Below are 5,712 nucleotides of genomic sequence, written 5' to 3' on the forward strand. Positions count from 1 at the left end.
GTACATATGCACGTACCCTTAAAAAAGGTGTGGCATTTGGGGCGCTTTTCCCGGGCCGCGAAGATGTCATGCACCAGAAAGATGAGTACATGTATGTGGAAGATTTGCTTAAAGCAACGGCTATTTATGCACAGACCATTTATGAACTGGCAGGGAAGCACGCGTGACTTTAGCTGCGTCAATGCCGGCGGGCCGCAAGCAAGCAGAAGAACGAGCGGGAAAGCCGCAATAAAATGAAAAAAGGCAAAGGGGTTGCATCATGGAGAAACTGGTTTTAAACGGCACCCTGATCGACAGGGGAGAAGCAAGCGTTGATATTGAAGACCGTGGTTATCAGTTCGGGGATGGCATTTACGAAGTGGTCCGCGTATACGGGGGCAGGCTTTTTACAAGCGAAATGCATTTAAAGCGGCTCTATCAAAGCGCGGAAAAACTTTCGCTCCACATTCCGTATACAATGGAGCAGCTCACGGCACAACTGGAAGCACTGGTTGCAGCAAACCGCCTCGATACAGGCATTGTCTATTTGCAATTTACGCGCGGCGTTGCCAAGCGGAAACACCATTTTCCGGAAACAAGCGAAACGACGTTTGTTGCATACACGAGTGAAATGGAACGGCCGCTTGAAAAAATGAGAAAAGGCGTAAAAGCGGTGCTTGCGGAAGACATCCGCTGGCTGCGCTGCGACATCAAAAGCCTGAACCTGCTCGGCAATGTGCTCGCCAAACAAAAAGCTGTGGAAAACGGCGCTTATGAGGCAATCCAGCACCGCGGCGAAACAGTGACAGAAGGCTCGTCGTCGAATGTATTTATCGTAAAAGACGGCGTGCTCTTGACACATCCGGCAACGAACCTCATTTTAAACGGGATTACAAGACAAGTGGTCTTTGGCATTTGCGGGAAAGAAGGCATTCCTTTCCGGGAAGAGCCGTTTACGGTAGCGGATTTGCGCGCGGCGGATGAAGTCTTGATGACAAGCACGACATCCGAAATCATGCCGATTGTGGACATTGACGGTAAACCCGTTGCAGACGGCACACCAGGCGCAATAACGTTAAAACTGCAGCAAGCTTTTGACAGGGAGATTCATGCTCTTTCGGCAGCGGTGCCGGGCGCGCCAAAATAAAAGAAGGGGCATTCCTTTAGCCGGAGGAACGGTTAAAGGAATGCCCCTTGCTATTTTTGGAGCCTGGCTTCTTCTTCTCCTGCCGGTTCAAGCTCCGACATGTGGGCAAGCACAATTTGATGAAGAAATGGCTTCTTCAGTTCACAATACCCGCTTTTGTAAATAAATACGATTTCACAATTCTCACCTTTGTACATGACATGGTCGCCAATCTTCACTCCAGCTCTCCCCCCTTAACATATTTATATACCCTATTCGGAAAAATGAAAACATCGGAAATGCCGGAAACCAGATTTTGCACAGTATACCTGCAGGGCAGTTTTTGTTAAAATAAACACAAAACCACGATGGACAGGGGCGAAAAAAGCGATGGCAAACCATTATTTTTATGCCGTCTTGCTGCCGGAAGCGTTCAAACAAAAATTGCAGCAGGCAACGGCCGGCTTGAAAGGGAGCCTGCCGTTTAAGCGATGGGTGCACCGCGATGATCTTCATATTACCCTTGCCTTTTTGGGAGCGGCAGAAGAGGCGCAATTGGAAAAAGCGAACCGGCTGATTGCAGATCAAATCGGTGCATTCCACGTGCTGCCGCTTGTGTTCGACCACTTCGGTACTTTTGGGAAAAAAGACGAACCGCGTGTACTCTTTGCAGGCATACAGGAATCACCGCCGCTTTCTGATCTTGAGACAATGGTGGCCGGCTGCTGCCTTGAAGCAGGTTTTTCACTTGATCGAAGACCGTTTCACCCGCATATGACGCTGGCGCGGAAATGGGACGGTGACAGACCTTTTGCTGACGGCATGCTGGATGCGTTTTCGCCTGAACCGGTGCCTTTTTCGGCAGACCGGATCGTGCTCTACCGGACGAATCTCCATCAAACGCCAAAATACGAAATCGTGCAGTCTTTCAGGCTAGCTGATGCACAGAATTTGAAGTAAGGGAAAAGGAAAATGGGACAGTTATTAAAAATGCAAGACTTTGTATCACGTTATGAAACAGACTTAATCCGCTACACCAACCAGTTTATCCGGCTGAAAAAACAACAGTGGGAAAAATTCCGGGAAAACTGGGAAAACGGGCCGGAGGAAGAAGAGGAAGCGCCTGCGCAGGAAGAATCGCGCCAGGTCCTTTCCCGCATGAAACACTGGTTAAAAAGAAAAGATACGGCCGAAATAGAGGAGCCGGACGCGCCGGTTTTCCACGCGCCACCCGGGGAATTGGATTTTGCCCCGCAGCTTGCCTTTTTGCCGGAGACGGAAGACCAGTTAAAAAAATTATTTCTCGACCAGCTGTTCCGGTTCCAGCTGAAATGGGCCAGTTCCACTTTGCTGCAACAGTCCGAAATCCCAGCCGTCCTTTATTTTGACCCGGACTTAAAATATTTTTTGCAAAGATTTCCGGATACATTTTTATTGATGTACCGGCCGGTTTTTTCATTCAAAAAAGCCGTTTTGGAAATGGAACATCTTTTGATTTCGCCAATGGCGGTATGGTGTATTGCCTTTGTGGAAAAAGAAAAGGATGCCGTCTTTTTCGGGTCGAACGGCCGTTTCTGGAAGAAGCGGACAGCCGGGAACGAAGAAAATATTTTAAATCCGGCCATTGCCCTCGCGCGGACGGAAAAAATCGTGCGCAGCATTCTGAAACGGCATGATATCACCTTTCCGGTCGAAAGGGCGCTCATTTGCCGGAACGGGTTTATTCAATGGCCGGATGCGCCGGATGGCCTCCATATTCTTGACAAACGCCCGCATGTCGAATGGTTCCGGCAACAGCGAAATTTGCGCTCACCGTTTAAATATATGCAACTGAAGTCGGCCCAAGTGCTGCTTAACGAATGCCTGGACAAAAAAAGTGCCGGAACGAACGAGGCTGCTCGTCACGGCGGCGGGGAATAGAGCGGAGATTTTTCTTGCAAACATTGGAAAATTTTTGGGACAAACAGCTGCCTTCCCGGTATTTCAATATTTCGGGGAAAACCGGCCCCGCGGCAAACCAAAATTACGCTTGACGAAAAAAGTCAAAAAGCGATAAAATTTATTGAAAGGTGGCTATTGTGAATGATACTTGCCAATAGCTGTCTTTTTTTGTTTTTGTCTCCGTTTGCCGAGTGAAAAAACCGGCAGCTGCGGATTTTTCAGCAAACAGGAAGAATCCGCGCCAATGTTTTGTGTAAAATGGAATGGCATTTTTACTTTTTTACAAATCCTACTTTTCCTGGCTTTATAACAGGGATATCGCTGTTTTTTCATCGGTGTGAGGTTGACTTACTGAATTTGAAGGTGAACATGTTGGAAGATATATTAGGAAAAGGCTGGGAGATCATGCCGGCAGGGGGGGCGACAGGAGAAGCCTTCTATGCCAAATACCAGGAACAATCCCTCTTTTTAAAACGGAATTCATCGCCGTTTCTGGCCGTGTTATCCGCTGAAGGCATTGTCCCGAAGCTTGTCTGGACGAAAAGGCTAGAAAACGGCGACACCATCACGGCCCAGCAGTGGGTGGAGGGCAGGGAACTAAAGCCTTACGAAATGGAAGAAGAACGCGTTGCCAAGATGCTGAAAAAAATTCACGATTCAAAACCGCTTTTAACGATGCTGCAAAGGCTCGGGCTGGAATCGATGAAGCCTGAAAACATGCTGCATGATCTTAAATCCGGCGCAAAAGGGGAATGGCCCGATGCACCAGGTGTTCTGGATGCCCTTGAATTTCTCGAACGTGAACAGCCGAACGTTGCATACGGGGATTGTGTCGTCTGCCACGGCGATATCAATCATAACAACTGGCTTTTATCAAACGAAAATGAATTGTTTCTGATCGATTGGGACGGCCCGCTGATCGGCGATCCGGCGATGGACATCGGCATGCTCCTGTACGCCTACATTCCGCCCGAAAATTGGGAAAGGTGGTTGCTGCAATACGGCACGAAAATGACCGCAAGCCTTTCGCTCCGGATGAAATGGCACACCATTTACCAAGCGATTGTGATGATTTGCTGGCATAAAGAAAAAGGCCGGTACGAAGAAATGCAACGCTGGCTTGATTTTTTGCAGAACGTGCATGGCGGCGTGAAAAAATAAAAGAAGGCTGCATCGCGTTTGCCTGGGTCTTCTTTTTTAGAGAAACTGCCAGTTGAGGGCTTGCAGCGAAAAAAGTGTACCGGTTTCGAACGAAAAAGAAGAGAAACCGGGTGATGGTTCCTCTTCTTTTTGCCGCTCTTCATTCTTTAAAAATAGGTGTTCAGCTGGTCAACCCATTCCCCGAGCTTGTTTTGGTGGGCTTCAATATGGTCGTCCAAATGCTGGGCATATTTTCCCGCCTGGCTGTAGCTGTACACATCTGTCAGCGTTTGTTTCATATCATTTGCGACAGCCGGATTGACGAGCAATGATTTGACCAGCCTTTCCAATTGTTCACATTCCGAAACAGATCCGCAGCAGTCTGTTTGATGATCGTACAAAATATCCGTTAATAAGGTTAACTGGTCGCGATGGCTGAGTGCCAAGTGGAACACATCCTTCACTAGAGATATGCAGCTGTTGACATGTGCATGAAGGCCTTGCACCGGTACCTCCATACATACTCTATTGTTTAACCTGTCTCTTTTTTTATGCAGATAGGCCAGGCTTTTGCCAAAAAATATAAGTTGGGGTGTTTTTATGAGATTACGGAATAAGCCGTGGGCGGAAGAAAAATTAAAAAAGTACCCGCAATTCGTCGTACCTGACCCGGAAAAATGGCGCGGCCATTGGCAGGCGCTGTTTGGAAACGGCAACCCGCTCCATATTGAAATCGGAACAGGGAAAGGCCGGTTTATTTCTGAAATGGCGGAACAGCATCCCGAAATCAATTTTCTCGGGATCGAAAAACAGCCGAGCGTGATCGTGTCTGCACTCGATAAACTGATTGAAAAAAACCGCCCGAATGTAAAATTGTTAAATGTGGACGGTGCAAAGCTGCGGGAATTTTTTGCAAAAGGCGATGTCGAACAGATTTATTTGAATTTTTCCGACCCGTGGCCAAAAAAACGCCATGAAAAACGGCGACTCACATACCGCACTTTTTTGCAGCTGTATGAAGACATTTTGGCGGACGGCGGGGAAATTCATTTAAAAACGGACAACCAAGGTCTGTTTGAATACTCGCTGCAAAGTTTTTCGGAATATGGCCTGCAGTTAAAAAATATCAGCCTTGATTTGCATCGCAGTGATTTTTCCGGCAATGTCATGACAGAATATGAAGAAAAGTTTTCCGCACAAGGGCAGCGCATTTACCGCTGTGAGGCAAAATACCGCAACGCGCCCGGCGCACTGCAAGGATAATGGCAGTGCGGGGCGCTTTTTTTTGCATCGTGCACCAGACATGGAAAAACGGGAACGGCATTTTCAATTTTTTTGCAACCCGGAACAGGCTGGGGAAACAGGACCGGTATTTTCGATTTTTGCAAAGCGAAGCAGGCAGGGAAAATGGGAGTGGCATTTTCCTTTTTTGCAAGTCGGAACAGCTGGGAAAAAAGGGGTCAGCATTTTCAATTTTTGCAAAGCGGAACAGGCTGAGAAAAACGGGACCGGTATTTTCGATTTTT

General features: G+C 47.8%; 8 protein-coding genes and 1 pseudogene. 7 read left to right on the forward strand and 2 right to left on the reverse strand.

What is annotated here, in order from left to right:
* A pseudogene (locus P9687_RS16900) lies at positions 1 to 167 on the forward strand (dipeptidase PepV); the annotation flags it as partial.
* Positions 168 to 259: 92 nt separating this feature from the next.
* Positions 260 to 1,126 carry a D-amino-acid transaminase gene (gene dat / locus P9687_RS16905; RefSeq protein ID WP_017550253.1) on the forward strand — a complete coding sequence of 289 codons (867 nt, stop codon included), beginning with the start codon at positions 260 to 262 and terminating at the stop codon, positions 1,124 to 1,126.
* Between the two features lie 50 nt (positions 1,127 to 1,176).
* On the opposite strand, the gene P9687_RS16910 is transcribed toward dat, so the two are convergent.
* Positions 1,177 to 1,344, reverse strand: coding sequence for a hypothetical protein (locus P9687_RS16910; RefSeq protein WP_014097671.1), 168 nt, complete (start codon positions 1,342 to 1,344; stop codon positions 1,177 to 1,179).
* A 151-nt stretch (positions 1,345 to 1,495) separates the two neighbouring features.
* Between P9687_RS16910 and thpR the strand changes: the two genes are divergently transcribed.
* The 3 genes from thpR to P9687_RS16925 all read left to right on the forward strand — a co-directional run bounded on the left by thpR (position 1,496) and on the right by P9687_RS16925 (position 4,207).
* Positions 1,496 to 2,065: an RNA 2',3'-cyclic phosphodiesterase gene (gene thpR, locus P9687_RS16915; protein WP_014097672.1), complete on the forward strand. Its 570-nt coding sequence runs from the start codon at positions 1,496 to 1,498 to the stop codon at positions 2,063 to 2,065.
* A gap of 12 nt (positions 2,066 to 2,077) precedes the next feature.
* Entirely contained in the window at positions 2,078 to 3,025 is a 948-nt protein-coding gene (locus P9687_RS16920; RefSeq protein WP_035189007.1) for an NERD domain-containing protein, read from the forward strand.
* 390 nt (positions 3,026 to 3,415) lie between these two features.
* A complete protein-coding gene (locus tag P9687_RS16925; RefSeq protein WP_014097674.1) occupies positions 3,416 to 4,207 on the forward strand; it encodes a phosphotransferase family protein in 792 nt (263 codons plus the stop codon).
* Positions 4,208 to 4,353: 146 nt separating this feature from the next.
* On the opposite strand, the gene P9687_RS16930 is transcribed toward P9687_RS16925, so the two are convergent.
* Positions 4,354 to 4,632: a YtzH-like family protein gene (locus P9687_RS16930; RefSeq protein WP_026104490.1), complete on the reverse strand. Its 279-nt coding sequence runs from the start codon at positions 4,630 to 4,632 to the stop codon at positions 4,354 to 4,356.
* A 154-nt stretch (positions 4,633 to 4,786) separates the two neighbouring features.
* Here P9687_RS16930 and trmB point away from each other — a divergent pair, with 154 nt between their 5' ends.
* Positions 4,787 to 5,449: a tRNA (guanosine(46)-N7)-methyltransferase TrmB gene (gene trmB / locus P9687_RS16935; RefSeq protein ID WP_026104491.1), complete on the forward strand. Its 663-nt coding sequence runs from the start codon at positions 4,787 to 4,789 to the stop codon at positions 5,447 to 5,449.
* A gap of 22 nt (positions 5,450 to 5,471) precedes the next feature.
* Positions 5,472 to 5,712: hypothetical protein (locus tag P9687_RS16940; protein WP_328228946.1), on the forward strand; the 241-nt coding region annotated here is incomplete at its 3' end.

The organism is Weizmannia sp. CD-2023, from assembly GCF_036225245.1.
Lineage (GTDB): Bacteria > Bacillota > Bacilli > Bacillales > Bacillaceae_C > Weizmannia > Weizmannia faecalis.